This window comes from Arenimonas sp., from assembly GCF_041913985.1.
Taxonomy (GTDB): Bacteria; Pseudomonadota; Gammaproteobacteria; order Xanthomonadales; family Xanthomonadaceae; genus Arenimonas.
In genome coordinates this window covers 37996-62640 of the sequence record NZ_JAYSEG010000014.1, presented here as the reverse complement: position 1 = coordinate 62640, position 24645 = coordinate 37996, and the positions used below count along the sequence as shown (strand labels likewise).

At 71.9% G+C, this 24645-nt stretch carries 26 protein-coding genes; 11 read left to right on the top strand and 15 right to left on the bottom strand.

The features are described 5' to 3' along the window. Nucleotides 1–18: 18 nt before the first annotated feature. From ACE3Q2_RS06840 to ACE3Q2_RS06830, 3 genes are read right to left on the bottom strand one after another with little or no spacing between them, the layout of a single operon-like run. On the bottom strand, nucleotides 19–933 hold the full coding sequence (locus ACE3Q2_RS06840) for a carbon-nitrogen hydrolase family protein (protein ID WP_374473513.1): 915 nt from the start codon (nucleotides 931–933) through the stop codon (nucleotides 19–21). Beyond that, nucleotides 933–2423, bottom strand: a complete 1491-nt coding sequence (gene aceF / locus ACE3Q2_RS06835; protein ID WP_374473512.1) for a dihydrolipoyllysine-residue acetyltransferase — start codon at nucleotides 2421–2423, stop codon at nucleotides 933–935. The genes ACE3Q2_RS06840 and aceF overlap by 1 nt, the downstream gene beginning before the upstream one ends. Next, complete coding sequence (locus ACE3Q2_RS06830; protein ID WP_374473511.1) at nucleotides 2420–3157, bottom strand: DUF2884 family protein; 738 nt, start codon at nucleotides 3155–3157, stop codon at nucleotides 2420–2422. The genes aceF and ACE3Q2_RS06830 overlap by 4 nt, the downstream gene beginning before the upstream one ends. Before the next feature lie 207 nt (nucleotides 3158–3364). Here ACE3Q2_RS06830 and ACE3Q2_RS06825 point away from each other — a divergent pair, with 207 nt between their 5' ends. Next, complete coding sequence (locus tag ACE3Q2_RS06825; RefSeq protein WP_374473510.1) at nucleotides 3365–3976, top strand: OmpW family protein; 612 nt, start codon at nucleotides 3365–3367, stop codon at nucleotides 3974–3976. Between the two features lie 48 nt (nucleotides 3977–4024). Here ACE3Q2_RS06825 and ACE3Q2_RS06820 read toward each other — a convergent pair whose 3' ends face one another. Next, the gene (locus tag ACE3Q2_RS06820) at nucleotides 4025–4537 is read right to left on the bottom strand and encodes a hypothetical protein (RefSeq protein ID WP_374473509.1); all 513 of its coding nucleotides are present in this window, start codon (nucleotides 4535–4537) and stop codon (nucleotides 4025–4027) included. A gap of 160 nt (nucleotides 4538–4697) precedes the next feature. Between ACE3Q2_RS06820 and ACE3Q2_RS06815 the strand changes: the two genes are divergently transcribed. Further along, complete coding sequence (locus ACE3Q2_RS06815; RefSeq protein WP_374473508.1) at nucleotides 4698–5567, top strand: hypothetical protein; 870 nt, start codon at nucleotides 4698–4700, stop codon at nucleotides 5565–5567. Here the strand turns inward: ACE3Q2_RS06815 and ACE3Q2_RS06810 are convergent. Genes ACE3Q2_RS06810 through ACE3Q2_RS06800 form a run of 3 tightly spaced genes read right to left on the bottom strand, consistent with a single transcriptional unit; the run spans nucleotide 5549 to nucleotide 7850 of the window. Next, nucleotides 5549–6892: a sensor histidine kinase gene (locus ACE3Q2_RS06810; protein ID WP_374473507.1), complete on the bottom strand. Its 1344-nt coding sequence runs from the start codon at nucleotides 6890–6892 to the stop codon at nucleotides 5549–5551. The two genes, ACE3Q2_RS06815 and ACE3Q2_RS06810, sit on opposite strands and share 19 nt — an antisense overlap. Beyond that, nucleotides 6889–7551: a response regulator transcription factor gene (locus tag ACE3Q2_RS06805; RefSeq protein WP_374473506.1), complete on the bottom strand. Its 663-nt coding sequence runs from the start codon at nucleotides 7549–7551 to the stop codon at nucleotides 6889–6891. The genes ACE3Q2_RS06810 and ACE3Q2_RS06805 overlap by 4 nt, the downstream gene beginning before the upstream one ends. Then, nucleotides 7551–7850, bottom strand: a complete 300-nt coding sequence (locus tag ACE3Q2_RS06800; RefSeq protein ID WP_374473505.1) for a PepSY domain-containing protein — start codon at nucleotides 7848–7850, stop codon at nucleotides 7551–7553. Before ACE3Q2_RS06800 ends, ACE3Q2_RS06805 begins: the two co-directional genes overlap by 1 nt. Nucleotides 7851–7975: 125 nt before the next feature. On the opposite strand from ACE3Q2_RS06800, the gene ACE3Q2_RS06795 reads away from it, so the two are divergent. From ACE3Q2_RS06795 to ACE3Q2_RS06785, 3 genes are all read left to right on the top strand, one after another. Continuing rightward, entirely contained in the window at nucleotides 7976–8413 is a 438-nt protein-coding gene (locus ACE3Q2_RS06795; RefSeq protein WP_374473504.1) for a PepSY domain-containing protein, read from the top strand. 184 nt (nucleotides 8414–8597) lie between these two features. Beyond that, nucleotides 8598–9020 (top strand): hypothetical protein, encoded by a 423-nt coding sequence (locus ACE3Q2_RS06790; protein ID WP_374473503.1) that lies wholly within the window; start codon nucleotides 8598–8600, stop codon nucleotides 9018–9020. Then, nucleotides 9007–10014, top strand: coding sequence for a GlxA family transcriptional regulator (locus tag ACE3Q2_RS06785; protein WP_374473502.1), 1008 nt, complete (start codon nucleotides 9007–9009; stop codon nucleotides 10012–10014). Before ACE3Q2_RS06790 ends, ACE3Q2_RS06785 begins: the two co-directional genes overlap by 14 nt. On the opposite strand, the gene ACE3Q2_RS06780 is transcribed toward ACE3Q2_RS06785, so the two are convergent. Continuing rightward, nucleotides 9964–11151, bottom strand: coding sequence for an acyltransferase (locus tag ACE3Q2_RS06780; RefSeq protein WP_374473501.1), 1188 nt, complete (start codon nucleotides 11149–11151; stop codon nucleotides 9964–9966). The two genes, ACE3Q2_RS06785 and ACE3Q2_RS06780, sit on opposite strands and share 51 nt — an antisense overlap. Nucleotides 11152–11304: 153 nt before the next feature. On the opposite strand from ACE3Q2_RS06780, the gene ACE3Q2_RS06775 reads away from it, so the two are divergent. Beyond that, entirely contained in the window at nucleotides 11305–12183 is an 879-nt protein-coding gene (locus ACE3Q2_RS06775; RefSeq protein WP_374473500.1) for a LytTR family DNA-binding domain-containing protein, read from the top strand. A gap of 4 nt (nucleotides 12184–12187) precedes the next feature. Here the strand turns inward: ACE3Q2_RS06775 and ACE3Q2_RS06770 are convergent, their stop codons facing one another. Continuing rightward, nucleotides 12188–12835 carry a hypothetical protein gene (locus ACE3Q2_RS06770; protein WP_374473499.1) on the bottom strand — a complete coding sequence of 216 codons (648 nt, stop codon included), beginning with the start codon at nucleotides 12833–12835 and terminating at the stop codon, nucleotides 12188–12190. Nucleotides 12836–12958: 123 nt separating this feature from the next. Between ACE3Q2_RS06770 and dinB the strand changes: the two genes are divergently transcribed. Continuing rightward, nucleotides 12959–14041 carry a DNA polymerase IV gene (dinB, locus tag ACE3Q2_RS06765; RefSeq protein WP_374473498.1) on the top strand — a complete coding sequence of 361 codons (1083 nt, stop codon included), beginning with the start codon at nucleotides 12959–12961 and terminating at the stop codon, nucleotides 14039–14041. A 58-nt stretch (nucleotides 14042–14099) separates the two neighbouring features. On the opposite strand, the gene ACE3Q2_RS06760 is transcribed toward dinB, so the two are convergent. Further along, a complete protein-coding gene (locus tag ACE3Q2_RS06760) occupies nucleotides 14100–14777 on the bottom strand; it encodes an RcnB family protein (RefSeq protein WP_374473497.1) in 678 nt (225 codons plus the stop codon). A gap of 188 nt (nucleotides 14778–14965) precedes the next feature. Between ACE3Q2_RS06760 and ACE3Q2_RS06755 the strand changes: the two genes are divergently transcribed. Beyond that, on the top strand, nucleotides 14966–15448 hold the full coding sequence (locus tag ACE3Q2_RS06755; protein ID WP_374473496.1) for a YajQ family cyclic di-GMP-binding protein: 483 nt from the start codon (nucleotides 14966–14968) through the stop codon (nucleotides 15446–15448). A 93-nt stretch (nucleotides 15449–15541) separates the two neighbouring features. Here the strand turns inward: ACE3Q2_RS06755 and ACE3Q2_RS06750 are convergent, their stop codons facing one another. The 4 genes from ACE3Q2_RS06750 to ACE3Q2_RS06735 are packed head-to-tail and all read right to left on the bottom strand — an operon-like array spanning nucleotide 15542 to nucleotide 19479. After that, complete coding sequence (locus ACE3Q2_RS06750) at nucleotides 15542–16255, bottom strand: pseudouridine synthase (protein ID WP_374473495.1); 714 nt, start codon at nucleotides 16253–16255, stop codon at nucleotides 15542–15544. Next, the gene (locus tag ACE3Q2_RS06745) at nucleotides 16252–17289 is read right to left on the bottom strand and encodes a class I SAM-dependent methyltransferase (protein ID WP_374473494.1); all 1038 of its coding nucleotides are present in this window, start codon (nucleotides 17287–17289) and stop codon (nucleotides 16252–16254) included. Before ACE3Q2_RS06745 ends, ACE3Q2_RS06750 begins: the two co-directional genes overlap by 4 nt. 45 nt (nucleotides 17290–17334) lie before the next feature. Then, the gene (locus ACE3Q2_RS06740) at nucleotides 17335–18465 is read right to left on the bottom strand and encodes a diguanylate cyclase domain-containing protein (RefSeq protein ID WP_374473493.1); all 1131 of its coding nucleotides are present in this window, start codon (nucleotides 18463–18465) and stop codon (nucleotides 17335–17337) included. 57 nt (nucleotides 18466–18522) lie between these two features. Next, on the bottom strand, nucleotides 18523–19479 hold the full coding sequence (locus ACE3Q2_RS06735; RefSeq protein ID WP_374473492.1) for an MBL fold metallo-hydrolase: 957 nt from the start codon (nucleotides 19477–19479) through the stop codon (nucleotides 18523–18525). 122 nt (nucleotides 19480–19601) lie between these two features. On the opposite strand from ACE3Q2_RS06735, the gene bla reads away from it, so the two are divergent. Beyond that, the gene (gene bla, locus ACE3Q2_RS06730) at nucleotides 19602–20489 is read left to right on the top strand and encodes a subclass B3 metallo-beta-lactamase (protein WP_374473491.1); all 888 of its coding nucleotides are present in this window, start codon (nucleotides 19602–19604) and stop codon (nucleotides 20487–20489) included. A gap of 7 nt (nucleotides 20490–20496) precedes the next feature. Here the strand turns inward: bla and ACE3Q2_RS06725 are convergent, their stop codons facing one another. Then, complete coding sequence (locus ACE3Q2_RS06725) at nucleotides 20497–21312, bottom strand: DUF3014 domain-containing protein (RefSeq protein WP_374473490.1); 816 nt, start codon at nucleotides 21310–21312, stop codon at nucleotides 20497–20499. Nucleotides 21313–21508: 196 nt separating this feature from the next. Here ACE3Q2_RS06725 and ACE3Q2_RS06720 point away from each other — a divergent pair, with 196 nt between their 5' ends. Both ACE3Q2_RS06720 and ACE3Q2_RS06715 read left to right on the top strand, forming a co-directional pair. Beyond that, nucleotides 21509–23137, top strand: coding sequence for a TldD/PmbA family protein (locus ACE3Q2_RS06720; protein ID WP_374473489.1), 1629 nt, complete (start codon nucleotides 21509–21511; stop codon nucleotides 23135–23137). 21 nt (nucleotides 23138–23158) lie between these two features. After that, entirely contained in the window at nucleotides 23159–24493 is a 1335-nt protein-coding gene (locus ACE3Q2_RS06715) for a TldD/PmbA family protein (protein WP_374473488.1), read from the top strand. Nucleotides 24494–24645: the final 152 nt, after the last annotated feature.

The window sequence follows — 24645 nt, the reverse complement described above, 5'->3', positions numbered from 1 at the left end:
CTGCGCGCCGGTGGTTGTTCAGGGGGTTTCGCCGCGCCACTGGGCGTACAGGCCCGGGCGGCGGTCAACCAGGTTCTTGACGGTGCCGTTGCGGCGCGCCTCGAGGAGCGCGGCCAGGTCGAGGTCGGCGAACAGCATCTGTTCGACCTGGGCGCTGGCCTCGGCGGCGATGCCTTCCGGCGGGAACGGGAAGTCGCAGGGCGTGTACACGCCCGACTGCGCGTACTGGATGTCGAAGTTGGCCACGCCCGGGCAGTGGCCGACGTTGCCGGCCGCCACCACGTACACCTGGTTCTCCACCGCACGCGCCTGGCAGCTGTAGCGCACCCGCAGGTGGCCGCTGCGCACGTCGGTGCAATACGGCACGAACAGCACCAGCGCGCCCTGGTCGGCCAGGTGGCGGCCGAGTTCGGGGAACTCGCTGTCGTAGCAAACCATGATGCCGACGGGGCCGGCGTCGGTGGCCAGCACGTCGGCCGAATCGCCGCCGCCCACCGCCCAGCTGCCCTGCTCGCTGGGCGTGATGTGCAGCTTGTCGCGCCGGTGCAGGGCGCCGTCGCGGGTGGCGATGAAGCACGGGTTGCGCAGCGTGCCCTCTTCGGTGCGCGTGGGATGCGTGCCGCCGATCACGTGGATGCGGTACTGCGTGGCCAGCCGCACCAGCAGCGCGGTGAAGGCGGGCGTGTGTTCGCTCAGGCGCTCGATGGCCTCGGCGGGCGTGAGCATGCGCGGCTCGGCGCTGAGCAGCTGCAGGGTGAACAGCTCGGGGAACAGCACGAAGTCGCTGCCGTAGTCGGCGGCCACGCGCACGTGCTCCTCCACCTGCGCGGCGAACTCGTCGAAGCCCGCCACCCGGCGCTGGCCGTACTGCACCACCGCCACGCGCACGCGCGCCGGCGGCTGGCCAGGGACGACGGGCAGCGGCTGGGCCATCAGAGCAGCAGCCGGCGCAGGTCGCCCAGCACCTGGGCAAGGTAGCTGGTGAAGCGCGCGGCGGCGGCGCCGTCGATCACGCGGTGGTCGTAGCTCAGGCTCAGCGGCAGCATCAGGCGCGGTGCGAATTCGCCGCCGTTCCACACCGGCTTCATGGCGCTGCGCGAGACGCCCAGGATGGCCACTTCCGGCGCGTTGATGATGGGCGTGAACGCGGTGCCGCCGATGCCGCCCAGCGAGCTGATCGAGAAGCAGCCGCCCTGCATGTCGGCCGACGTGAGCTTCTTGTCGCGCGCCTTGGCGCTGATTTCGCCCAGCTCGCGCGCCAGCTCCAGCAGGCCCTTGCGGTCGGCGTCGCGGATCACCGGCACCACCAGGCCGTCGGGCGTGTCCACGGCGATGCCGATGTTGAAGTACTTCTTGAGCACCAGGCTGTCGCCGTCGAGCGAGGCATTGAAGGCGGGGTACTTCTTCAGCGCGGCCACCGCGGCCTTGATCAGGAACACCAGCGGCGTGACCTTCACGTCCTTGTTCTCTTCGCCCAGCTTCTTGCGGAAGGCCTCCATCTCGGTGATGTCGGCGTCGTCGAACTGGGTGACGTGCGGGATCATGGCCCAGTTGCGCGCCAGGTTGGCGCCGCTGAGCTTCTGGATGCGCGAGAGCGGCTGGCTTTCCACCGGGCCGAACTTGGCGAAGTCCACCTTCGGCCACGGGATCAGGTCGAGGCCACCGCCGCCGCCACCGGCCGCGCGCGGCGCGGCGCCGCCGGCCAGCGCAGCCTTCACGAAGGCCTGCACGTCTTCCTTGCCGATGCGGCCGCCGCGGGCGCTGCCCGCCACCTGGGCCAGGTCGACGCCCAACTCGCGGGCGAACAGGCGCACGGCCGGGCTGGCGTGCGGCACCTTGCCGGGCAGCAGGGCGTCGGCGTCGAAAGCCACGGGCGGGGTGCTGGGCGCGCCGGCCGAAGGCGCGGACGCGGCGGCGGCCACGGGGCGCGGCGCGGGTTCGGCCTTCGCCGGGGCGGGGGCGGGCGCGGCCTCGGCAACCGGCGCGGGCGCCGGCGCCGGTTTGGCTTCGGCAGGCGGGGCGGCAGCTGCGGCCCCGGCCGCGGCGGGCTCGATCAACGCCACCAGCGAGCCTTCCGACAGCTCGTCGCCGACCTTGACCTTCAGCTCGCGCACGATGCCGTCGAAGGGCGCCGGCACTTCCATCGTGGCCTTGTCGGATTCGAGCGTGACCAGGCCCTGGTCCTTCTTCACCGCGTCGCCGGGCTGCACGAGCAGCTCGATCACCGGCACGTCCTTGTCAGCGCCGATATCCGGCACCCGCGCTTCCTTGAGCTCGGCCATGGTCCACCTGGGGTTTGATTCGCTGGGTCGGCTATTGTCCCCCCGTTTCCCGCAAAAAAAACCCCCCGGGGGGTGCCGGGGGGCGTGGGGAGCGCAAACACCGGCGGGCGCGCGTGCTGTACCGCGCCCGGGCGGGGTCATTCGGGACCCGAGCGCAAGAGATCCAGCCGCTCGCCGTCGGGCAGCCTGAATTCGAACTCTTCCTCGATCGCGTCCAGCGCCGCCACCTGCGCGCACAGCGCCTCGGCGCGGCGCTCGAGCGCCTTGGCGCGCGGCTCCACCAGGCGTTCGATCTCGGCCTCCATGCGCTCGGCGCGGGCCTCGAGCGCCTCGGCGCGGGCGGTGTCGCCGGTGAAGGCGGCGGCGAGCGCGGACTTCACGATGTCGCCCACCAGGGCCGGCACCAGGCTGGCCACGGCTTCCTCCATCACCGCGTCCAGGGCCTGGTCGTCGATGGCGGCCACGTGGCTGCGGTCGAGCTGGCGGGTCACGTCGCGGCGCGCCTTGTGCAGCTTGGCCAGGGTGTCCTCCGGGTCGTCGGACAGGCCGCGGGCCACTTCGGACAATGCGGTGAAGGCGATGTCCACCGCTTCGAGCGCGACCTCGCGCACTTCCGGCGCCAGGCGCAGGGCGCCGGCCTCATAGCGTTCGAGCCGCGCCTGGTCGGCGACGCCCAGCACCTGCGCCTTGCCGTCCACGAACAGGCGGCCGCGGCGGATCTCGACGCGCGCCGGCGTTCCGTCCTCGCGCTCGAAGCGCAGGCTGCCTTCGTCGAGGCTCAGGTCGTAGTTGGACTGCACGTCGCAGCGCAAGTCGCCGGCGAAGGCACCCCCCGCGGCGACCGAAAGGGCGAGGAACAACAGGGCGCGTTTCATGGCAAGGCTCCGGCAGGGGTCCATGGCTGTGATGCACAGGGTCGGCCAAGGGTTGCGGCGGGTCGTGTGCCAAAAGCGACCATGACTGGGGTCACGGTTGTTCACCCGGCGTGTACGCGGGCCTCACCGCCGGTTGATGCGGGGCCACGCAGCCTGTACCCGCCGGCCCTTTGCCGGCACCCCGACACCCATCCAGGAGACCCCCCAATGTCCCGTCTCGTGCTGACCAGCCTCGCCCTGGCCGCCGCCTTCGCCGCCGCCGGCGCCAATGCCCAGGGCTTCAGCGTCACCCTCGGCTACCAGAACACCGACCCGAAGTCGGACAACGGCACGCTTGCCGGCGCCGACGCCAGCGTCAACGACGACTGGAGCCTCACCGGCAGCGCGGCCTACGCCTTCAACGACAACTTCTCGGTCGAGCTGTGGAGCGGCCTGGCCAAGTTCAAGCACGAAGTGAGCCTGGACGGCCTGGGCACCGTGGCCTCGGTCGAGCACCGCCCGACCACGCTGAGCCTGAACTACCACTTCGCCCCGGACAGCGCCGTGCGCCCGTTCGTGGGCATCGGCTACGGCTGGGTGAACGTCTCGGGCGAGCAGACCCAGGGCGCGCTCACCGGCCTGGGCATCAACGGCTCGAACGACAACGGCCTGAGCCTCGCCGCCGGCCTGGACTGGTTCGTCAACGACAAGTTCTTCGTGCGCGCCGACGTGCGCAAGCTGTCGTTCGAAACCGACGTGACCGTGGAGACCCTGGGCAACGTCGGCACCGCCGAGGTCGACCCGCTGGTGTACGGCGTCAGCGCCGGCCTGCGCTTCTGACGTACCGCGCGGGCGGGGGCGCCACGGCGCGCCCCGCCCGCGACAGGCTTACTTCGCGCGTTCGGCCTGCCGCTTCGCGCGCATTTCCTGGCGGTGGGCGCGCATTTCCTCGCGGCTCATCTCGCCATTGCCGTCCTTGTCGATGGCGGCGAAATTCTCCGCCAGCTTCGGCACCTTGTCGCCCAGCTCGGCGCGGCTGATGGCGCCGTTGCGGTCGTCGTCCATGCCCAGGAACAGGCCTTCGTGGAAGGTCCGGCGGGCGTGCATGCCGTTGCGGCCGTGCTGCATCTTCGCGCGCATCCGCGCCATCTCGTCCTTGTCGATGCCGCCGTCGGCGTTGGCGTCCATGCGTTCGAAATGCCCGGCCATGCGCGGTGCGTGCTTGCCGGCCTCGGCCTTGTCGATCTTGCCGTCGCCGTTCTCGTCGGCTTCGGCGAAACGCGCGTCGGCCTGGGCGCGCACCTCGGCGCGCATGGCTTCGCGCCCGGCGGGCGCGGCCTGCTGGGCCAGTGCGAGGCCGCTGGCCAGGGCCAGGGCGGTGAAAAGCAGGGTCTTGCGCATGGCAGGTCTCCGTTGCGTGGCGGTGGAATCCGCCCTTGCCTGCAAGAACGCCCGGGTCCCGCGCACGTTGACCCACGACGGCCCGCCGGCGCGGATCGTTCAGCTTGCCGCTGCCACGGCGCTGCGGCATGGTGCCCACGACACCCCCCGGAGACCGCGCATGAACGCACGCACCCCGATCGCCCTTGCCCTGCTGCTGGCGTTGGCCGCCTGCTCGCGCGAAGCCGCGCCGCCCGCGGCGGACGCCCCCGCCGAAGCGCCCGCGCCCGTCGCCGAAGCCCCGGCGCCCGCGCCGGCGGAAGCGGCGCCGAGCGCCGGCCAGGTGCCGCGCGCCTTCCTGTGCCGCGGCAACGAGCCCTTCTGGGCGCTCGACCTGGCCGTGGACAGCGCCCTGCTAAAGACCCCCGACGGCGAAACCGTGCTGGCCGGCGAGCTGCGCGCCACCGAAGGCGGCGCCTGGACCTTCCGCGGCGCACCGGAAGACAGCCCGGGCGAGGCGCTGGGGGCCGTGCTCTCGCCCGCCCAGTGTTTCGACACCATGGCCGACGGCCCGGCCATGCCCTTCAGCGCCGCGGTGAACCTGCCCGACGGCCGCACCGCCAACGGCTGCTGCACCGCCGAATACGGGCTCGACCTGGGCGCCGCGCCGGCCTTCGACGCCGCCACCAAGGCCGAAGGCGACTGGTCGCGCCTGCTGCCTTCGCTTTCCGCCGCGGTGTCGCGCTGCGCGCTCGACGCCGGCGTGGCCACCGACGTGGCCACCAAGGCCTGGCCGATGAACCGCGGCAAGGCCACCGTGCGCCTGCGCGACAGCGGCATGGCGCGCTTCGACTGCCTGGTGGACCTGGGCAGCGGCCAGATCGAATCGGTGCAGCCGGTGACCGAGGGCGAACTGGCGCCGGGCGAAGGCTCGCCGCTGTGGCTGCCGGTGCGCGAAAACCCGCCGGTGCTGCACTGCGGCCGCGTCGAGCGCGTGGCCGGCGACGACGGCGCCACCACCGGCTGGCTGCACTACCCCGAAGGCTGCTGATCCGGGAACACGAGGCGGGCGCACAGCCCGCCTTCCGGCGCGTCGCCCAGGTCCAGGCGGCCGCCGTGCGCGGCCGCGAGGTCACTGCAGATGGCCAGGCCCAGGCCGCTGCCGGCCACCCGCTGGTCGAGCCGCACGCCGCGCTGCAGCGCCGCCTCGCGCTGCGCCGGCGGCAGGCCGGGGCCGTCGTCGCGCACTTCGATCCACAAGCCCCGCGCGTCCTGGCCGGCCTCGGCCAGCACGCGCGTGCGCGCCCACTTGGCGGCGTTCTCGAGCAGGTTGCCCAGCATTTCTTCGAGGTCCTCGGTGCGGCCGCCGAAACGCAGCGCCGGATCGGCGCGCACCTCGAAGGCCAGCGCGCGGCTGGCGAAAGCCTGGCGCAGGTAGTGCGCGAGTCGTTCGAGCACCGGGCCCACCGGCGTGCGCAGGCGGCGGTCCACCGGCGTGGCGGCGGCGAGCTGGCGCTCCACCACGGCGCGCATGCGCGCCACCTGTTCGCGCACCGTGCCCGGCAGCGCCGTGCCGGGCTGCTGGGCGCCGGCGTCGAGCACCGCCAGCGGCGTCTTGAGCGCATGCGCCAGGTCCTGGGCGGAATCGCGGGCGCGCGCCACCATCTGTTCGTGGTGGTCGAGCAGCTGGTTGAGGTGGTCGGCGAGCGGGCGCACTTCGGTGGGCAGGGTGGCGGCGTCGAGGCGGTGGCTTTCGCCGCTGCGCACCTTGGCCAGCAGCGCGGCGATGCCCTGCAACGGGCGCAGCCCGTAGCGCACCTGCGCCGCCGCGGCCAGCAGCAGGCCGGCCGCCAGCAGGGCCACGGAACCGCCGGCGAGCCAGCGGAATTCGGCCACCTGCGCGCGCGGGATGGCTTGGTCGCTGGCCACCCACACCCGCACCGGCGCGGCCACGCCGGGCAGGCGCAGCCACTGTTCGGCGCTGCGCAGCTGCTGGCCGCCGGGGCCGGCGAGGTCGTGGTAGTGCATGCCCGACGCGCGCGCGCCTTCGCCCGGCGGCAGCGCCGGGGTGAAGTCCCAGGTCGAGCGCGAGCGGAAGGCGTCGGGGCCGTCGCCCACCTGCCAGTAGTGGCCGGAGAAGGGCCGCGCGTAGCGGCCGTCGGCGGGTTCGCGGCGCAGGCGCACTTCGCCGTTGCCGTCGCGGGCGATGACGCCGGCCACGGTGACCAGGTCGTCGGCGAGGCGGCGGTCGAAGGCGTCCATCACCGCGCGCTCGAACGCGGCGCCGAGCAACCAGGCCGCGGCCAGCGCCGCCAGCGCGATGCCCGCCGCGCCCGACAGCCACAGCCGCCGCCGCAGCGAATGCGGCCCGTTCACGGCGGGTCGCCCAGCACGAAGCCCTGGCCGCGCACCGTGTGCAGCAGGCCGGGGCCGAGCTTGCGGCGGAGGCGGCCGATCAGCACGTCCAGCGCGTTCGAGTCCGGGTCGAAGCCGCCCTCGTACACGTGTTCGCCCAGCTGGCCGCGGCTGATCACCTTGCCGGGGTGGTGCATGAAATAGGCCAGGATGCGGAACTCCTGCGCGGTGAGCGCGAGCGGGTCGCCGCGCAGGCTGAAGCGGCCGGCGTTGGCGTCGAGCTCGAGTGGGCCGCAAGCCAGGCGCGGGTGCGCGTGGCCGGCGCTGCGGCGGATCAGCGCGCGCAGGCGCAGGATGAGCTCTTCGAGCTGGAAGGGTTTGGTGAGGTAGTCGTCGGCGCCGGAATTGAAGCCCGCGAGCTTGTCGTGCCAGCGCGCGCGCGCCGTCAGCACCAGCACCGGGAAACCGCGGCCAGCCTCGCGCCAGCGCGAGAGCACCGACAGGCCGTCCATGCCGGGCAGGCCCAGGTCGAGCACGGCGGCGTCGAAGTCTTCGGTCTGGCCCAGGAATTCCGCCTCGGTGCCGTCGGCCACCGCGTCCACCGCGAAGCCGGCGTCGGCCAGCGCGCTGGCCAGGCGCGCGCGCAGGGCGGCGTCGTCTTCGGCCACCAGCAGGCGCATCAGTCGTCCTCGTCCTCGATCTCGGTCTCGAGCAGGCGGCCGCTGCGGGCGTCGTAGGTGAGCTCCACCACGCGGCCGTCGTCGGCCAGGATCTCGATCTCGTATTCGCCGTCGTCGAGCTCCACCTCGAGCACGCGGCCCGGGTGGCGCTTGCGCGCGTCGGCCAACAGGGTCTCCAGCGGCACCAGTTCGCCGCGGCGCACGCCGTCGCGGGCGCGGCGCTGGCCGTCGTCGGCGGGCGCCGGCGCGGCCAGCGCGACGGCCAGTACCGCCAGCAGGGGAATCCACGTGCGTCTCATGCGCGCAGCATGGCGGCTGCGACTAACAATTTCATTAACCACGCGATCATGGCCGCGTTAGGGGCGCTGCGGAGACTGTGCGGCACGGGGCGAACGACCCCGCCAACCCACACAGGAGAAACCCCATGAAGCTGTCCACCCTCGCCCTGGCCCTGGCCATCACCTTCGGCGCCAGCGCCGCCTTCGCCCAGGCCGTCGCCGGCCCCGCTGACATCGAGAAGCGCCTGGTCGCCGCCGGTTATTCGGAAGTGCGCGACATCGAATTCGACGACGGCCTGTGGGAGGCCGAAGTGCGCGGCGCCGACGGCCGCTGGCACGACGTGGCCGTGCACGCCGACAGCGGCGAGGTGCTCGACGACCGCGGCCCGCGCGCGCTGCTGTCGGCCGCCGAGGTGGTCAAGCGCATCGAAGCCGCCGGCTACACCCAGGTGCACGACCTCGACCTCGACGACGCCGTCTGGGAAGCCGACGCCCTGGACGCCAAGGGCGAGCGCGTGGAACTGCGCATCAACGGCCACACTGGCGCCGTGATGTCGGTGGAATCGGAACGCTGGGACGACTGATCCCCTCCTTCCAGGCAACACCCCGGACGGGCCGCGCAAGCGGCCCGTCCTGCTTTTCAGCCCCGATGGCGGCCGCTTGGCCGTTTTGGCCCGCAAGGTGGCGTTTTCGCCACTGCCGGGCGAAACTCGCCAGCGCGACCCTGTGCTCACCCCGGGCCCCCGCCCGTCCCGCACGGAGTCACCCATGAAACGCCTGATGCTGGCCGCCCTGCTCACCACGCTGTCCTTCTCCGCGCCCGCCGCCGAACCGGTGGCCGACGAGGCCGTCTTCGTCGAAGGCGCCCGCTACGACGCGGTCCTGCGCCGCCAGGAACAGAGCTGGCGCCTGCTGCCGGCCGAGGGCCAGGATGTGAAGCTGCGCGTGGCCGAAAGCTGCCACGCCGGCAGCCCGCCGCCACGCGGCCTGTGGCTGCTCACCACCGGCCGGGATGGCCGCCCCACCCTGCTGGCGCCGTCCGCCACACCGCTGCCGTCGGGCCACCCCGGCGAGGTGGTGCTGGTGCCCTGCGGCCAGCCGCTGCCCACCGGCACGCCGGCGCTGGCGGTGCCCGAAACGCTGGTGGCCTGGCTGGCCGAAAACTCCGGAGCCGTCTATGTCGCGGACTGAGCAGCGCTTCACCGTCGGCCTGCTGGCGCTCGACGGCGCCATGGCCTCGAGCCTGGTCGGGCCCATGGACCTGCTGCGCATCGCCCAGAAGCTGGCCCAGCTGCGCGACCCGGCCACGCCGCTGCGGCTGCAGACGGTGCTGGTCGGTGCCCGCGGCCAGTCCAGCTTCAACGATTCCGGCGGCCTGGCGCTGGGGCCCGTGCACTCGCCCGACCATGCGCTGGACCTGCTGGTGGTGCCGGGCTACATGCATTCGAGCGCCCATGACGCGATGGAGCGGCTGGGCCAGTACGGCCCCGAGATCGAACTGCTGCGCGCGCTTTCCCTGCGTGGCGTTCCGCTGGCCTCGAGCTGCTGCGGCGCCTTGCTGCTGGCCGAGGCCGGCCTGCTCGACGGCCACCAGGCCACCACCAGCTGGTGGCTCGACGGCGCCTTCCGCCGCCGCTACCCGCGCGTGAAGCTGGCGGTGGACCGCATGGTGGTGGAAGACGACGGCGTCACCACCACCGGCGCCAGCACCGCCGTGATGGGCTACATGCTGCAGCTGCTGGCGCGCTACACCGACCCGGCCCTGGCCCAGCACACCGCGCGCATGATGCTCATCGACACCGACCGCCAGAGCCAGGCGCCCTACATCAGCCTGGCCCTGGGCGAGCGCCCGCGGCATTCGCTGTCGGAAAAGGCCGAAGCCTTCCTGCAGCGCGAACTGCACCGCGAACTGAGCATCGCCGAGCTCGCCGGCCACTGCGGCACCAGCGAGCGCAGCCTGCTGCGGCACTTCCGCCAGCACTACGGCGCCAGCCCGCTGGCGCACCTGCAGCACCTGCGGGTGGAGCGCGCCAAGGCGCTGCTGGAAACCACGCTGCTGAGCTTCGAGGAAATCGTCGAACGCTGCGGCTATTCCGACGCCTCGAGCTTCCGCAAGCTGTTCAAGCGCGCCACCTCACTCACGCCCGCCGACTACCGCGAGCGCTTCCGGCTGCGGGCGCACTGAAGGCTTGCGGCGCTTGAGGCCGAACAACGGGCGCAGCCAGGCGATGCGGCGGACGATTTCGTTGCCGAGCAGGCAGGCCGCGACCGTGCCGGCCACCACCAGGCTGGCCTCCAGCCAGGCGTCCAGCTGCAGCGGAACGAGCCAGTAGGCGATCACCACGGTGGCGCTCTGGTGGATCACGTACCAGGGAAACACCGCCTCGCTGGCGTAGGGCAGCCAGCGGAACGGACGGTTGAGCCCGTGCTTCGCCCAGGCCAGCAGGGCCAGCAGGGTGGTCCACACGAACAGGCCGCGCAGGCTGCGCACCGCGGCCAGCGCCGGCTCGCCGAATTCGACGCCCGACTTCACCAGACCCACGTAGACCACGCACATCGCGGCCGCGCCCAGGCCCAGCGACCGGCGCAGGCGCACGATTTCCTCCCAGAAGCCGCGCGCCCGGGCCAGCAGGTAGCCGTAGACGAACACGGTGAAGAACTGGGCGTGCTGGAACCAGTCGTGGATGAGGTCGTTGGTGGGCTCGAAGCGCGGCAGCAGGACGTTGAGGTAAAGCACCAGCGGCAGCGCCGGCAGCAGCACCAGGCCCCAGCCGCGCAGGCCGGCGAAGGCCGCCTGCAGGCGCCGGCCGGACGCCGATTCCAGCAGCGGCAGCAGCGCGGTGAGCAGCAGGATGTAGGGCCACAGGTAGGCCAGGTACCACAGGTGGTTCCAGGTGATGCCGTATTCGGCGCCGTCGAAGCCGCCCTCGGGCCAGGGCTTCACCTGCCAGTAGCGCCACAGGAACTCCAGGTAGCCCGGCTGCACCGTGCCGTTCACCACGCCCTGGCAGTAGGCCTGCACCGACACCACCACGAACATGCCGAACAGCAGCGGCGGCAGCAGGCGCCAGGTGCGGTCCAGGGCGAAGCGCCCGGGGTGCCGGGCCGGCTGGTACAGGCCGATGGCCAGGCCGGAAATCAGGAAGAGCAGGGCCATGCGCCAGCGGTTCATGGCCAGCATGGGCCACTGCAGCCATTCGGCCAGGTGGGTGCTCTTGAGGTGCCAGTCCCACTCGGCCACGTAGAGCATGGCGCAGTGGTAGGCGATGAGCAGGAGGAAGGCGAGGACGCGCAGGGCGTCGAGGTCGTGGCGGCGTTCCATGGCGGGCTCCGGTGGATTCGCGGCCAGACTGGGGCGGGCCGGCGCCGGCGCCCAGCGCGAAGGGACGCGCCGGGGGCCGCCGGGGACGAACCGCGGACGGCAGGGACGAACGGGACTGGCCTTCCGGCGCCCCGGGCTGTCTAGAATCGGGCGATGGCCAACGCACCCGCTTCCCCCGGCGCCTTCGAGCGCTACCTGCCCTACCGACGCTGGGTCGAGTGGGGGTACTGGATTGGCGCGGGGCTGGTGAGCATCGTCGGCAACGCCCTGACGGTGGGCATGGAAATGCGCCGGGCCGGCCTGGCCCACCACCCGGCCGAGCCCTGGATCTGGGAGGGCACCAGCAACCTGGTGTTCGTGGCCCTCGTGCCGCTGGTGGCCTGGTTTACCCGGCGCTACCCGCTGCACCTCGATACCTGGCTCCGGCGGCTGCCGGCCTACCTGCTGGCCAGCGTGGGGTTTTCGGCACTGCACGTGCTGGGAATGGTGGCGCTGCGCATGGCCATCTACGCCAGCGTCGGCGACAGCTACGACTTCGGGCACTGGGGCCGGCAGTTCGCCTACGAATACCTCAAGGACGTGCGCAGCTTCGCCGGGGTGGTGCTGCTGATGGAGGCCTACCGCTTCCTGCTGCGCCGGCTGCAGGGCGAGGCCAGCCTGCTGGCCGCGCCGGACGACGACGCGCCGCCGGTGGAGCCCATCGAACGGCCGGAGCGTTTCCTGGTTCGCAAGCTGGGCCGGGAATTCCTGGTGGCGGCGGCCGACATCGAATGGCTGCAGGCCTCGGGCAACTACGTGAACCTGCGCGTGCGCGGCCGCGACTACCCGCTGCGAAGCACCATCTCGGCGATCGAGGCGCGGCTCGACCCGGCCCGCTTCCAGCGCGTGCACCGCAGCCACATCGTGAACCTCGACCACGTGGCCAGCATCGAGCCGCTCGACACCGGCGACGCCCGCATCCACTTGCGCGACGGCGCCACCCTGCCCTGCAGCCGGCGTTACCGCGCCGCGCTGCGCGAACGCACGGCCTGAGGCCTCAGCGCGGCGGCCGGTACAGGGTGCCGAACAGCCAGTCGCCCAGCGGGTAGGTGATGTTGAAGTTGAAGCGCGCCATCAGCTTCGGGTCGTGGTGGGCCTGGTGCAGCCAGCGCAGCTTCTTCACCAGCGACAGGCGCGCCAGCCAGTGCGCTTCCGGCAGGTGGTAGGCGGTGTGCAGGAGCTCGTAGTTCAGGAAATAGGCCAGCGCCGAGGCCACGAACAGCCAGGCCACGTTGGCCGACACCGCCCAGTCGAGCAGGAACCACACCGGCACGCCGAACAGGCCGAAGAAGAAGATGACCAGCACGGGCGGGAACAGCAGGGCGCGGAAGTCGCGCGGCGAATCCACCGGCATGGCCTCGTGGGTGAAGAAGCGGTGGTGCTGGCCGGCGTGGCGCTTGTACACCAGGCCCAGGCCGCGGAAGGGCCGGTGCATGGGGTAGCGGTGGCCCAGGTATTCGGTGAGGTTGGCGTAGGCCAGCGACAGCGGCACCGCCAGCCATTCCAGCGGCCGCACGGCCTCGAGCTGCCAGAGGCAGGCCAGCAACACCAGCCCGCCCACCCCGAAGGTGAACAGCGCATGCCACTGCCCGCGGTAGCCCGCCGGGATCAGCGTGGCCCGGTACTCCGCCCGATACCTCTCCACATGCTCCGGCAACACCCGTCCTCTCCAGAAAATAGGGGTCAGAGTACTAATCCGCCAATCCGTTGCGAAACGCCGCCTGGGGCAAATAGTACTCTGACCCCTATTTTCCCGGAGGATGGGCGGATGGGTGGGGGGCGGAAGATCGTGCACGTGGACATGGACGCGTTTTATGCGTCGGTGGAGCAGCGCGACGACCCGGCTTTGCGCGGCCGGCCGGTGGTGGTGGCCTGGCGCGGGGCGCGCTCGGTGGTGTGCGCGGCCAGCTACGAGGCGCGCAAGTTCGGCGTGCGCTCGGCCATGCCGGCGCTGCGGGCCGAGAAGCTCTGCCCCGAGGCGGTGTTCGTGCCACCCGACTTCGCCCGCTACAAGGCCGTCTCGCGCCAGGTGCGGGAGATCTTCCAGCGCCACACCGACCTGATCGAACCGCTCTCGCTCGACGAGGCCTACCTCGACGTCACCGTGAACAAGCTGGGCCTGGCCAGCGCCACCGCCGTGGCCGAGGCCATCCGCGCCGCCATCCGCGAGGAAACCCGGCTCACGGCATCCGCCGGCATCGCGCCCAACAAGTTCCTGGCCAAGATCGCCAGCGACTGGCGCAAGCCCGACGGCCAGTTCGTGGTGAAGCCGGCGAACGTGCTCGACTTCCTGGCCCCGCTGCCGGTGGGCAAGCTGCCGGGCGTGGGCAAGGTGATGGAGTCGCGCCTGCAGGCGCTGGGCATCGCCACCGTGGGCCAGCTGCGCGAACACGGCGGCAGCGAACTCGAGCGCCGCTTCGGCCGCTGGGGCCGGCGCCTGCACGAACTCTCGCTCGGCATCGACGAGCACCCGGTGGAAAGCGAGCGCCCCACCACCCAGGTCTCGGCCGAGGACACCTTCGAACGCGACCTGCCGCTGGAGCAGACCACCGACGCCATCCGCCGGCTCGCCGAGAAGGCCTGGGCCGCGGCCCGCCGCGAAACCGACCGCAGCCCGCGCACCGTGGTGCTCAAGCTCAAGACCGCCGACTTCCGCATCCTCACCCGCAGCCTCACGCCGCCCTCGCCGCCCGCGTCGCTGGAGCAGTTCACCGACATCGCGCTGGAGCTGCGCCAGCGGGTCGAACTGCCGGCGCGCACGCGGTACCGGCTGGTGGGCGTGGGCCTGGCGAACTTCCGCCGCCACGACGAACTGCCGCCGCAGGGCGGGCTGTTCGACGCGCCGGGCTGAGCCGCAAAAAAAAGGGCCGGCTAGGCCGGCCCTGGAGTCAAGCGGGAAGGACGCGGGCTCAGTAGTAAAGGCCGTACAGCACGTCCAGGATCAGGCCCGTGGCCGCCGCGACCAGCACCACGTCGTGGTCCACGCGCACCCAGTGGTAGCCGTAGGGCGGCGGCGGCAGGCGGTAGGTGCGGTAGTCCACGTAATACGGGCGGCCGTAATAAGCCGGCGGGAGGCGGTGGCCCACCTGCCAGCGGTAGGCGCGGTAGCCCGAAGGGTAGACGTAGCGCGGCGCGCGGTAGCGGTATTCCGGGCGCCAGTGGTAGCCGTTCCAGCGGCGGTCGTCGTGGCGCGAATAGCGCTGGCGGTAATCGTCGCGACGGTCGTTGCGCCAGTCGCGGCGGTCGTCGCGGCGGTCGTCGCGCCAGTCGCGGCGGTCATCGCGGCGTTCAGCGCGCCAGTCCTGGCGGTGGTCGCGGCGGTCCTGGCGGATTTCCTGACGGTCTTCGCGCCAGTCCCGGCGATCGTCGCGGCGGTCGGCACGCCAGTCCTGGCGGTCCTCGCGGCGGTCCTGGCGGTCGTCACGGCGCTCGTCGCGGCGATCCTCGCGGTCTTCGCGCCAGGGGCCCTTGCCGCCCTGCGTGGCGTACGAGCCGCCCACGCTGCGCTTGTCGTCGTCGGCGAATGCCGGCACGGCGGTGGCGCCGGCCAGGAGCAGGGTCATCGAAGCCAGCATCAACTTTTTCATCTCGGGTCCCTCGGGTTTCGGGCGCGGGCGGCGGTTGCCGTCCACGGGTCCGATACTTGGGGCGGGGCACTGAATTCGCGTTGAATCCGCCGTTGCGGCCATGTGAACGTTTGCGGGCGTTCAGGCCGGTGCGGCGCCGGCGCGGGCTCGGCTAGAATCCCGGCCACCCCCTCCACACCGAACCTGCCATGCCTTCCTTCGACGTCGTTTCGGAAGTCGACAAGCACGAACTCACCAACGCCGTGGACACCGCGAACCGCGAACTCGGCAACCGCTTCGACTTCAAGGGCCAGGACGCCAGCTTCGAGCTGGACGGCTTCGTGGTCACCCAGAAGGCGCCCAGCGACTTCCAGCTCAAGCAGATGCTCGACATCCTGCGCGGCCGGCTGGTGGCCCGCGGCATCGACATCCGCTGCCTGGACGTGGGCGAGCCCGAGGTGAACCTGGCCCAGGCGCGCCAGAAGGTCACCATCAAGCAGGGCATCGAACAGAAGCTGGCCAAGAAGATCGTCGCCACGCTCAAGGAAGCCAAGCTCAAGGTCGAGGCGCAGATCAACGGCGACAAGCTGCGCGTCACCGGCAAGAAGCGCGACGACCTGCAGGACGCCATCGCCCTGCTGAAGAAGGGCGACTTCGAGATTCCCCTGCAGTTCGACAACTTCCGCGACTGAGCGCCGGGCGCCTGGCGGTATGCGATGGCACTTCCGTAGGAGCGGCTTCAGCCGGGAAGCTTGTCGCGAAGAGCTTCGCGGCTGAAGCCGCTCCTACGAGGGCGCGTTCGGCGTGAAAAGCGCGGCGCGGTCGGCGTCGCCCAGGAGGCGCCACTGGCCGGCGGGCAATTCACCCAGGCCCAGCCCGCCCAGGGTGTGCCGGTGCAGGGTTTCCACGTGGTTGCCCACGGCGGCGAACATGCGCCGGATCTGGTGGTAGCGGCCCTCCACCAGCGTGATGCGCCCGCGGCGCGGGCCCAGGGCCTCGAAGCCGGCGGGCGCCAGCGGGGTCTTTTCCGACTCCAGCATCAGCGTGCCGCTGCCGAACACCTCGCCTTCGTCGCCGCGCAGGTCGCCGGCCAGCGTCGCCTCGTACACCTTGGGAAGGTGCGATTTCGGCGACGTGATCCGGTGCAGCAGCGCGCCGTCGTCGGTCATCAGCAGCAGGCCCGAGGTGTCGCGGTCCAGCCGGCCCACGGTGGACAGCACCGGGTCGCGCAGGCGGAAGCGCGGCGGCAGCAGGTCGTACACCACGCGGCCGGGGTCCTTGGTGGAGCAGGTGTAGCCCACCGGCTTGTGCAGGAGCAGCAGCAGGCCCTGCGGCGGGTCCAGCGGCTCGCCGTCCACGCGCACGTCGGCGTGCGCCACCGCGTCGTCGGCGTACAGCACCTCGCCCGCGGGGTCGGTGATGCGGCCCTCGCGGAACATCAGGGCCACCTGCTTGCGGCTGCCGTAGCCGAGGTTGGCGATCAGCTTGACCAGTTTCATGCGATTCCCTTCACTGCTTCGATCACCTTGAAGCCGTCGGCATCGGCCATCTTCCTTACGCTGGAAAAACCCTCCGCCAGCGCCTGCTCGTAGGCTAGGTGGCGGTTGGCCACCAGCCACAGGCGCCCGCCCGGCCGCAGCGCGGCGGCCGCGGCGGCGATGAAGGCGCGGCCCAGCTCCGGCTGGTCGGCGCGGCCCTGGTGGAAGGGCGGGTTGCTGACGATGAAGTCGTAGCGGCCCGGCAGGCCGGCGGTGACGTCATGCCAGTGGAAGCCGGGGGCGAAACGCGCGCCAGCCAGGTTCTCGCGCGCCAGCGCCAGCGCGCGCGCCTCGGCCTCGAACAAGTCGAGCGCGGTGACGCGTGGGCAGCGTGCCAGCACCTCCGAGGACAGATAGCCCCAGCCCGCGCCGAGGTCGGCGCCATGGCCGGCCAGGTCGGCCGGCAGGTTCGCCGCCAGCAGTGCCGAGGCGGCGTCGATGCGGTCCCAGGCGAACAGGCCCGGGCGGCTGCGGAAACGGCCGTCGAGGATGGGCCGCGGCGCGTCCAGCGCGCGCCACTCTTCCAGCAGCGCGCGGTCCACGGCATCGCCCAGCGGCGCGGTCCACACCGCGCGGCAGTGGTTCTTGGCCAGCACGTGCACGGGGCCGGCCAGGCGCTCGAGGTCGTCCTGCAGCGAGCGCCCGCCTTCCTTGTTCGACGCGCAGGCCAGCACCACGCCGCCGCGCCGCGCCTGGGCCACGGCGCGCGCCAGCAGCGCGCGCGATTCCTCGCGCTGGCGCGTGGGCAGCACGAGCACCAGCGGGAACTGGCCACCGTTGGCATCCGAAACCGCGAAACCTTCCTTCGCCAGCACGTCGGCCCAGGGCTTGAAGCCCTGCTCGCACACCGGTCGGTGCACGCGCGCGGCGTTGAGCGCCACGCCGGCGCGGGCGCGCAGGAACAGGGTTTCGCCGGGCGCGGGCCAGGCCAGCGCGCCGCTGTCGAGCGGCAGGAACAGGGTGTCGAGCGCGGGGTCGGGGTGGCCGTGCGGCACGGGCGGGCCCAGGAAACGAGGGGCCCCGAGTTTAGCGCGGCAGGCTCAGCCGCCGACGGCCACGCGGTCGCGGCCGTCGGCCTTGGCGGCGTAGAGCGCGGCGTCCACCGCGCGGTACAGGCCGTCGGCGTCGCCGTGGCGCACCGGGTCGAAGCCGCCCACGCCGATGCTTACGGTCACCGGCAGGCGCTGGCCCTCGACGTCGAGCAGGCCGATCGCCAGCGCATGCCGGAAGGCTTCGGCGGCCTGGCGCGCTTCGGCCTCGGGGCCGTCGAAGAGCACGCCGAATTCTTCGCCGCCCAGCCTCGCCAGCAACGCGCGCGGCGGCGGGAAGGCGCGCTGCAGGCGGTCGGCGATGGCCTTGAGGCAGGCGTCGCCGACGGCGTGGCCGTGGCGGTCGTTGACGTGCTTGAAGTGGTCGATGTCGAGGATCAGCAGCGTGAAACCCGGCCCGCCCTGCCCGGCGGCCTGCGCCAGCGCGTCGAGCCGGGCGGTGAAGTGGCGGCGGTTGTGCACGCCGGTCAGCGCATCGGTGCGGCTCAGGCCTTCGTACAGGTCGCGCTGCTGCCGCAGGGCCAGGTCCAGGTCCAGGCGGCGGCGGTATTCGGCATGCGTTCGCAGCAGCGCGCCCGCCAGGTACAGCGCGTAGAAGCTCATCGCCACCGCCAGCGCGCGCTGCGAGGGCTGGCTCCACAGCAGCGCCAGCGCCGGCAGGAACAGCGCGCTGGCGCCCACCACGGCGAAGCTGCGCACGGTGGTGTAGACGTTCACGAACACGGTGGCGTAGCCGATGGTGGCGATCAGCGACACCATGCGCACCTGCTCGCTGAAACGCGGGTCGAGCAGCATCCAGCCCTGCACGGCCGACCAGGCCAGCGGCGCCAGCGGCAGCACCCAGGCGTAGTGGCGCAGCCAGCGGCGGTTGGCCTCGACGTCGTCGGCCGGCGGCGGCCGCATGCGCAGGCGCAGCACGCCCAGCAGCAGGAAACCGCCGGCCATGGCCAGCGTGGGCACCGGCGCGAACTGCTGCGCGCCGGCCAGCCAGGCCACCACGGCCCAGCCGAACAGGTACAGGAAACCGGCGAACTTGGAGCGGTCGTAGGTGTCGCGCACGACCTGGGACAGGCGCCACGCGCGCAGCTCTTCCCGCCCCGCGAGGGCAGGCGTCGTCTTCACGCGGTGGCGGGCGCGGCGGGCATCGCGCCGCCACAGTCCGACAAGCCGCAGCGCCAGTCAAGCCGCGGGGGCGGACACGCCACAGCGGTTCGCGGTGGCCGGGTTGCGCAGCACGGTCGGCAGGTAATAGGCCAGCAGTCCGGCCGCCTGTTGGCGGGCGGCCACGTCGGGGAGCAGGGACTGCGCGTCGGCCTGCCAGCCGGCGATGCAGGCGGCCTCCGGCGTATCGCTGGCCGCGCAGTCGAGCAGTCGCCCGAACGCCTCGCGCCACGCGGAGAACCCGGCGCGGTCCATTGGCGCGCCATGGCCGGGCACCAGGCGCGTGAAAGGCGTCGCTTCGAGCCGGTCGAGCGCGGCGCGCCAGCGTTCCGGGCAGGCGGTGTCGAAGAAGGGGGCGGGCAAGGTGACCAGGTCGCCGGCGGCCAGCACGCCGCTGGCGGGGTCGAACACCCACAGGTCGCCCTCGGTGGCGGCCGCGGCGAAGCCGACGCGGAATTCGCGGCCGCCCACGACCAGCACGGTGTCGCCGCGCAGGCTGCGGTCGGGGCGCAGCGCCTCGCCCTGTTCGATGCGCGCCAGCTCGGCGCGCCAGTCGGCGGCCGCGGGTGCGCCGGGTTCGCGCGCCAGCAGCGTGCGCAGCTGCGCCGCATAGTCGGCGAGGAATCCGCCGAGCGCGCCGTCGATGGCCGGGCTGGCATAGACGCGCAGGTCCGGCGCGGCGGCGCGCAGCGCCGGGTTGCCGCCAACGTGGTCGAGGTGCCAATGGGTATTGAGCAGCGCGCGCAGGGGCCGGCCGTGCGCCGCCGCGAGCACGGCGCGGGCGTGCGCGGGGTGCCGTCCGCTGTCCACCACCAGCCAGCCGCCGGGCGTTTCGAACAGCAGGGAGTTGCCATCGGGCTGGCGCGGTGGCGCATAGGTGCCTTGCACCCAGTGCACGCCGGGCGCGAGCGCGGTGGCGAACGCGGGCGCCGAAAGCCACGAGAACAGCAGGAGCCACAAGCAGGTGCGGACCATCGGGCAACTCCCTTGAGTGCCCCACGCTCGCGCCCGGAAGGCGGCGATGCAATAGGCCATCGGTCAGGCGCCACGGCGGCGCCATGCTGCCTGATAATCCGGCTTTCCCCGCGGAGACCACGATGCCCGCCTTCCTGCTGCTTGCCGCCACCCTGGCCGCCGCACCGGCCGACACCGCGCCGATCGAATGCGGCGCCTGCGCCGAGTGGAACCAGCCGCAGGCGCCGTTCCGGCTGCACGGCGACAGCTGGTACGTGGGCACGAAGGGGCTGAGCGCGGTGCTGGTGGCCACGCCGGAGGGCCTGGTGCTGATCGACGGGGCGCTGCCGCAATCGGCGCCGCTGATCGCCGCCAACGTCGCCGCGCTGGGCTTCGACCTCCGCGACGTGCGTTTCCTGCTCAATTCGCACGCGCACTTCGACCACGCCGGCGGCCTGGCCGCGCTGCAGCGTTTGAGCGGCGCGCCGGTGCTCACCACGAGCGCGGGCGCCCGGGCCATGCGCCGCGGCGCCACCACCCACGACGACCCGCAGGCCGGCTTCGGCGACCAGGCCAACGGCTATCCGCCCATTGCCGTCATCCAGGTCATCGAAGACGGCGGCAGCGTGTCGGTGGGCGACGTGGTGTTCCGCATGCACGCCAGCCCGGGCCACACCCCCGGCGGCACCACCTGGACCTGGCGCAGCTGCGAAGGCGGCGACTGCCGCGACCTGGTCTACGCCGACAGCCTCACCGCCGTGTCCGCCCCGGGCTTCCGCTTCAGCGACGACCCGCCGCGCGTGGCCGAGTTCCGCGCCACCATCGCCCGCGTGGCCGCCCTGCCCTGCGACCTGGTGGTGTCGGCGCACCCGGGCTTCTCGGGCCTGTTCGACAAGCTGGCCGAGCGCGAGGCCGACCCGTCGCGCAACACTTTGCTCGACCCGAAGGCCTGCCAGGCCTACGCCCGCACCGGCGAGGAGTGGCTCGACCGCCGCCTGGCCGAAGAGGCCGCGCCGGCACCGGGCGGCTGAGCCCGGCTCAGCCCACCGGCCGCTGCGCCGCCAGCAGCGTGCGCAATTCGGCCAGCTTGGCCTTCACCCGCACGGCGTGGTCAGGGCCCAGGCGCCAGAGCGCCTTGTGGCCGATCGAGGCCTGCTCCAGGCGCGGGTCGGCGAACTCCCAGCGCGGCTTGCCCTCGGCCGGCACAAGGGCCAGCGGGCCGGGCAGCTCGGGCGCGGCCAGCAGGTGGTCGATCACCTCCACCAGCCGGTCGTTGAAGGCGCGGTCGGGCGGGCCCACCTCGCGCCAGGCCTGCTGGAACAGCGGGTAGAAGCGCACGTAGGCCGACACCAGCCGGCGCGAGTCGAGCGACTCGAAGGTCTTCACCGCGGCGTCGTAGCGGGCGTAGTTGGCCGCGTCGAGGTAGCGGCCACCGCCCGATTCCGCCACCGCCAGCGTGCCGGGCGCCGGGCGCGCAACGTAGGCCTGGCGGGGGATCTCGCGGCGCGGCAGGTGGTCGATGGTGGTCACCAGGCGCTGCACCAGGAATTCGGGCACCAGCCAGGCGGCCAGGTCGCCGCCCTCCACCAGCTCCGAAAGCGCGGCCCAGGCGCTGGCGTCGCTGTCCTCCAGCGCCGGCAGCGGCGCGGTGGGTTCGCCGGGCAGCACCGGCACCTGTTCGATCGGGTGCGCCGGGGCCGCCGGCGCAGGCGCCCCGGCCACCGCCGCGGGCGCGGGCGCCGCCACCGGGGCGGGGGCGGGCGCGGGCCGCGGCGCGTACTTCCACACCGCCACGCCGCTGGCCGCCAGCACTGCCACGGCCAGCCACGGACCCCACTGCATTCGCGTCGCCATCACTTCATCCTCACGCCGGGAACCCAGCCCTGAGACTGGCCCCGGCGCGCTGAAGTTCCGCGGAACGCCACTCGGCGCCGCGATAGGCCATTCGTCACTTGACGCTCCCCGGGGCCACGCCCAGAGTCGGACGGGCTTGTTTTCCGCCGGCGCATCGCCGATGCCCGGCCCGGCCCCTTCCTGCTGGAGTGACCTGATGGACAGACGCAACTTCCTGACGATGTCGGGCCTGGGCCTTGCCGGCCTGATGGTCCCCTTTGGCCGCGTCATCGCCGCCGAGCAACTGGTTTCCACCCTCGACGTGGCGATCAAGAAAGCCATCGCCGACACCGCCCTGCAGGCCGCCCGCGACGCCGGCGCCAGCTACTGCGACGTGCGCGTGGGCCGCTACCTGCAGCAGTTCGTGGTCACCCGCGAAGACAAGGTGCAGAACGTGGTGAACACCGAATCCACCGGCGTCGGCGTGCGCGTGATCGCCAACGGCGCCTGGGGCTTCGCCGCCACCGAGGACCTGAGCACCGAGGGCGTGGCCAAGGCCGCGCGCCAGGCCGCCGCCATCGCCAAGGCCAATTCGCGCCTGCAGACCACGCCGGTGCAGCTGGCGCCGGTGAAGGGCGTGGGCGAGGTGAGCTGGCGCTCGCCCATCGCCCGCAATTCCATGGAAGTGCCCATCAAGGACAAGGTGGACCTGCTGCTGGGCGTGAACGCCGCCGCCATGAAGGCCGGCGCCGACTTCGTGAACTCCACGCTGTTCCTGGTGAACGAGCAGAAGTATTTCGCCTCCACCGACGGCAGCTACATCGACCAGGACGTGCACCGCATCTGGGCCCCGTTCACCGTCACCGCGGTGGACAAGGCCAGCGGCAAGTTCCGCACCCGCGACGGCCTGTCGGCGCCGATGGGCATGGGCTACGAGTACCTGGACGGCAAGGCCGAGCACAAGTACGTCTCGCCCAACGGCGTGGTGAACTACGGCAAGTCCTACGACATGGTCGAGGACGCCGTGGCCGCCGCCAAGCAGGCCCGCGAGAAGCTCACCGCGCCCTCGGTGAAGCCGGGCAAGTACGACCTGGTGCTCGACCCGACCAACCTCTACCTCACCATCCACGAGAACGTGGGCCACCCGCTCGAGCTCGACCGCGTGCTGGGCTACGAGGCCAACTACGCCGGCACCAGCTTCGCCACGCTCGACAAGCGCGAGAACAAGTTCCAGTACGGCAGCGGCATCGTCAACCTGTTCGCCGACAAGGTGCAGGAAGGCAGCCTTGGCGCCGTCGGCTTCGACGACGAGGGCGTGAAGACCAAGCGCTGGGACCTGGTGAAGGACGGCGTGCTGGTGAATTACCAGGCCATCCGCGACCAGGCCCACATCATCGGCGAAACCGAATCGCACGGCTGCTGCTACGCCGATTCCTGGGCCAGCGTGCAGTTCCAGCGCATGGCGAACGTGTCGCTGGCGCCGGGCAAGGCCAAGCTCAGCGTGGCCGACATGATCAAGGACGTCGAGAAGGGCATCTACATCATCGGCGACGGCTCGTTCTCGATCGACCAGCAGCGCTACAACGCCCAGTTCGGCGGCCAGCTGTTCTACGAAATCGAAAACGGCAAGATCACCCGCATGCTCGAGGACGTGGCCTACCAGATCCGCACGCCGGAATTCTGGAACGCCTGCTCGGCGATCTGCGACGAGTCGGACTACCGCCTCGGCGGCAGCTTCTTCGACGGCAAGGGCCAGCCCGGCCAGATCTCGGCCGTCTCGCACGGCGCCGCGACCACGCGCTTCGACGGCGTGAACATCATCAACACCGCCCGCAACCTCGGCTGACCGGCGCAGGAGCCCTGAACCATGAGCATCTACACCGAAGAACAGGCCAAGGCCATCCTCGACAAGGTCATCGCGCTGTCCCAGGCCGATGAATGCACCGCCACCCTGTCGGGTTCGATCACCGGCAACATCCGCTTCGCGCTCAACAACGTCTCCACCAGCGGCATCGTTTCCAATGCCCAGCTGATCGTGCAGTCGGCGTTCGGCCAGCGCGAGGGCATCACCACCATCAACAGCTTCGACGACGCCTCGCTCGAGCGCGTGGTGCGCCGCTCCGAGGAGCTGGCCCGCCTGGCGCCCGAGAACCCCGAGCGCATGCCGGCGCTGGAAAAGCAGTCCTACCAGCCCAGCCCCACCTTCGTGCAGGCCACCGCCGACATCACCCCGGAGCAGCGCGCGCAGATCGCCGCCGCCTCGATCGGCCCGTGCAAGGACAACAAGCTCATCGCGGCCGGCTTCCTGCAGGACGACCAAAGCTTCTTCGCCTTCGCCAACTCCAAGGGCAACTTCGGCTACCAGCGCGCCACCAACCTCGACTACACCTGCACGGTGCGCACCGAGGACGGCCGCGGTTCCGGCTGGGTGTCGCGCAACGCCGCCGACGTGAAGCAGTTCGACGCCGACGAGTCCATCCAGGTGGCCATCCAGAAGGCGCGTGATTCGGCCGAGGCCAAGGCGCTCGAGCCGGGCAAGTACACCGTCATCCTGGAACCGGCCGCCGCGGCGGGCCTGATCAGCTTCATGATGTTCTTCTTCGACGCCCGCCAGGCCGACGAGGGCCGCAGCTTCCTGTCCAAGAAGGGCGGCGGCACCAAGCTGGGCGAGCAGGTGTACGACCCGCGCGTGACCATCATGGCCGATCCCTGGGACGCCGACGCGCCGGTGATGCCCTGGGACCAGGAAGGCCTGCCGCGCGAGAAGCACGCCATCATCAAGGACGGCAAGGTCGAGTACCTGCAGTATTCGCGCTACTGGGCCGAGAAGCAGGGCAAGCGCGCCGTGGGCCAGCCGGGCAACCTGCTGATGGCCGGCGGCAGCAAGTCCACCGCCGAGCTGGTGAAGGGCACCCAGAAGGGCATCCTGGTCACCCGCACCTGGTACATCCGCATGGTGGACCCGCAGACCGTGCTGCTGACCGGCCTGACCCGCGACGGCACCTTCTACATCGAGAACGGCGAGATCAAGCACCCGGTGAAGAACTTCCGCTTCAACGAGTCGCCGGTGATCATGCTCAACAACATCGAGGAGCTCGGCAAGCCGGTGCGCTTGAGCGGCGACGAGTCGCCGTTCGTGATGATGATCCCGCCGATGAAGCTGCGCGACTTCACCTTCACCTCGCTGTCCGACGCGGTGTGACCGATGGTGGCGCCGATGCATCGCCGTCGTTTCCTCGGCCTGCTCGGCGCCACCCTGGCCCTGGGGGGCCCGCGGCCCCGGCGCGGCCCCCCCGCCGGAAAACACGTCTGGGTAACGCCGCGGATTTAACACACGGGGGACAGGGGCGGGGT

Bases quoted from the DNA above. Each gene is read 5' to 3' on its own strand.
- ACE3Q2_RS06800 (WP_374473505.1), bottom strand. From the start codon at position 7,850: ATGAGACGCACGTGGATTCCCCTGCTGGCGGTACTGGCCGTCGCGCTG.
- ACE3Q2_RS06820 (WP_374473509.1), bottom strand. From the start codon at position 4,537: ATGCGCAAGACCCTGCTTTTCACCGCCCTGGCCCTGGCCAGCGGCCTC.
- ACE3Q2_RS06805 (WP_374473506.1), bottom strand. From the start codon at position 7,551: ATGCGCCTGCTGGTGGCCGAAGACGACGCCGCCCTGCGCGCGCGCCTG.
- ACE3Q2_RS06735 (WP_374473492.1), bottom strand. From the start codon at position 19,479: ATGGTCCGCACCTGCTTGTGGCTCCTGCTGTTCTCGTGGCTTTCGGCG.
- ACE3Q2_RS06785 (WP_374473502.1), top strand. From the start codon at position 9,007: ATGTCGCGGACTGAGCAGCGCTTCACCGTCGGCCTGCTGGCGCTCGAC.
- ACE3Q2_RS06755 (WP_374473496.1), top strand. From the start codon at position 14,966: ATGCCTTCCTTCGACGTCGTTTCGGAAGTCGACAAGCACGAACTCACC.
- ACE3Q2_RS06775 (WP_374473500.1), top strand. From the start codon at position 11,305: ATGGCCAACGCACCCGCTTCCCCCGGCGCCTTCGAGCGCTACCTGCCC.
- ACE3Q2_RS06720 (WP_374473489.1), top strand. From the start codon at position 21,509: ATGGACAGACGCAACTTCCTGACGATGTCGGGCCTGGGCCTTGCCGGC.
- ACE3Q2_RS06790 (WP_374473503.1), top strand. From the start codon at position 8,598: ATGAAACGCCTGATGCTGGCCGCCCTGCTCACCACGCTGTCCTTCTCC.
- ACE3Q2_RS06750 (WP_374473495.1), bottom strand. From the start codon at position 16,255: ATGAAACTGGTCAAGCTGATCGCCAACCTCGGCTACGGCAGCCGCAAG.
- ACE3Q2_RS06830 (WP_374473511.1), bottom strand. From the start codon at position 3,157: ATGAAACGCGCCCTGTTGTTCCTCGCCCTTTCGGTCGCCGCGGGGGGT.
- ACE3Q2_RS06825 (WP_374473510.1), top strand. From the start codon at position 3,365: ATGTCCCGTCTCGTGCTGACCAGCCTCGCCCTGGCCGCCGCCTTCGCC.
- ACE3Q2_RS06715 (WP_374473488.1), top strand. From the start codon at position 23,159: ATGAGCATCTACACCGAAGAACAGGCCAAGGCCATCCTCGACAAGGTC.
- dinB (WP_374473498.1), top strand. From the start codon at position 12,959: ATGGGTGGGGGGCGGAAGATCGTGCACGTGGACATGGACGCGTTTTAT.
- ACE3Q2_RS06780 (WP_374473501.1), bottom strand. From the start codon at position 11,151: ATGGAACGCCGCCACGACCTCGACGCCCTGCGCGTCCTCGCCTTCCTC.
- ACE3Q2_RS06840 (WP_374473513.1), bottom strand. From the start codon at position 933: ATGGCCCAGCCGCTGCCCGTCGTCCCTGGCCAGCCGCCGGCGCGCGTG.
- aceF (WP_374473512.1), bottom strand. From the start codon at position 2,423: ATGACCCCGCCCGGGCGCGGTACAGCACGCGCGCCCGCCGGTGTTTGC.
- ACE3Q2_RS06725 (WP_374473490.1), bottom strand. From the start codon at position 21,312: ATGGCGACGCGAATGCAGTGGGGTCCGTGGCTGGCCGTGGCAGTGCTG.
- ACE3Q2_RS06760 (WP_374473497.1), bottom strand. From the start codon at position 14,777: ATGAAAAAGTTGATGCTGGCTTCGATGACCCTGCTCCTGGCCGGCGCC.
- ACE3Q2_RS06815 (WP_374473508.1), top strand. From the start codon at position 4,698: ATGAACGCACGCACCCCGATCGCCCTTGCCCTGCTGCTGGCGTTGGCC.
- ACE3Q2_RS06795 (WP_374473504.1), top strand. From the start codon at position 7,976: ATGAAGCTGTCCACCCTCGCCCTGGCCCTGGCCATCACCTTCGGCGCC.
- bla (WP_374473491.1), top strand. From the start codon at position 19,602: ATGCCCGCCTTCCTGCTGCTTGCCGCCACCCTGGCCGCCGCACCGGCC.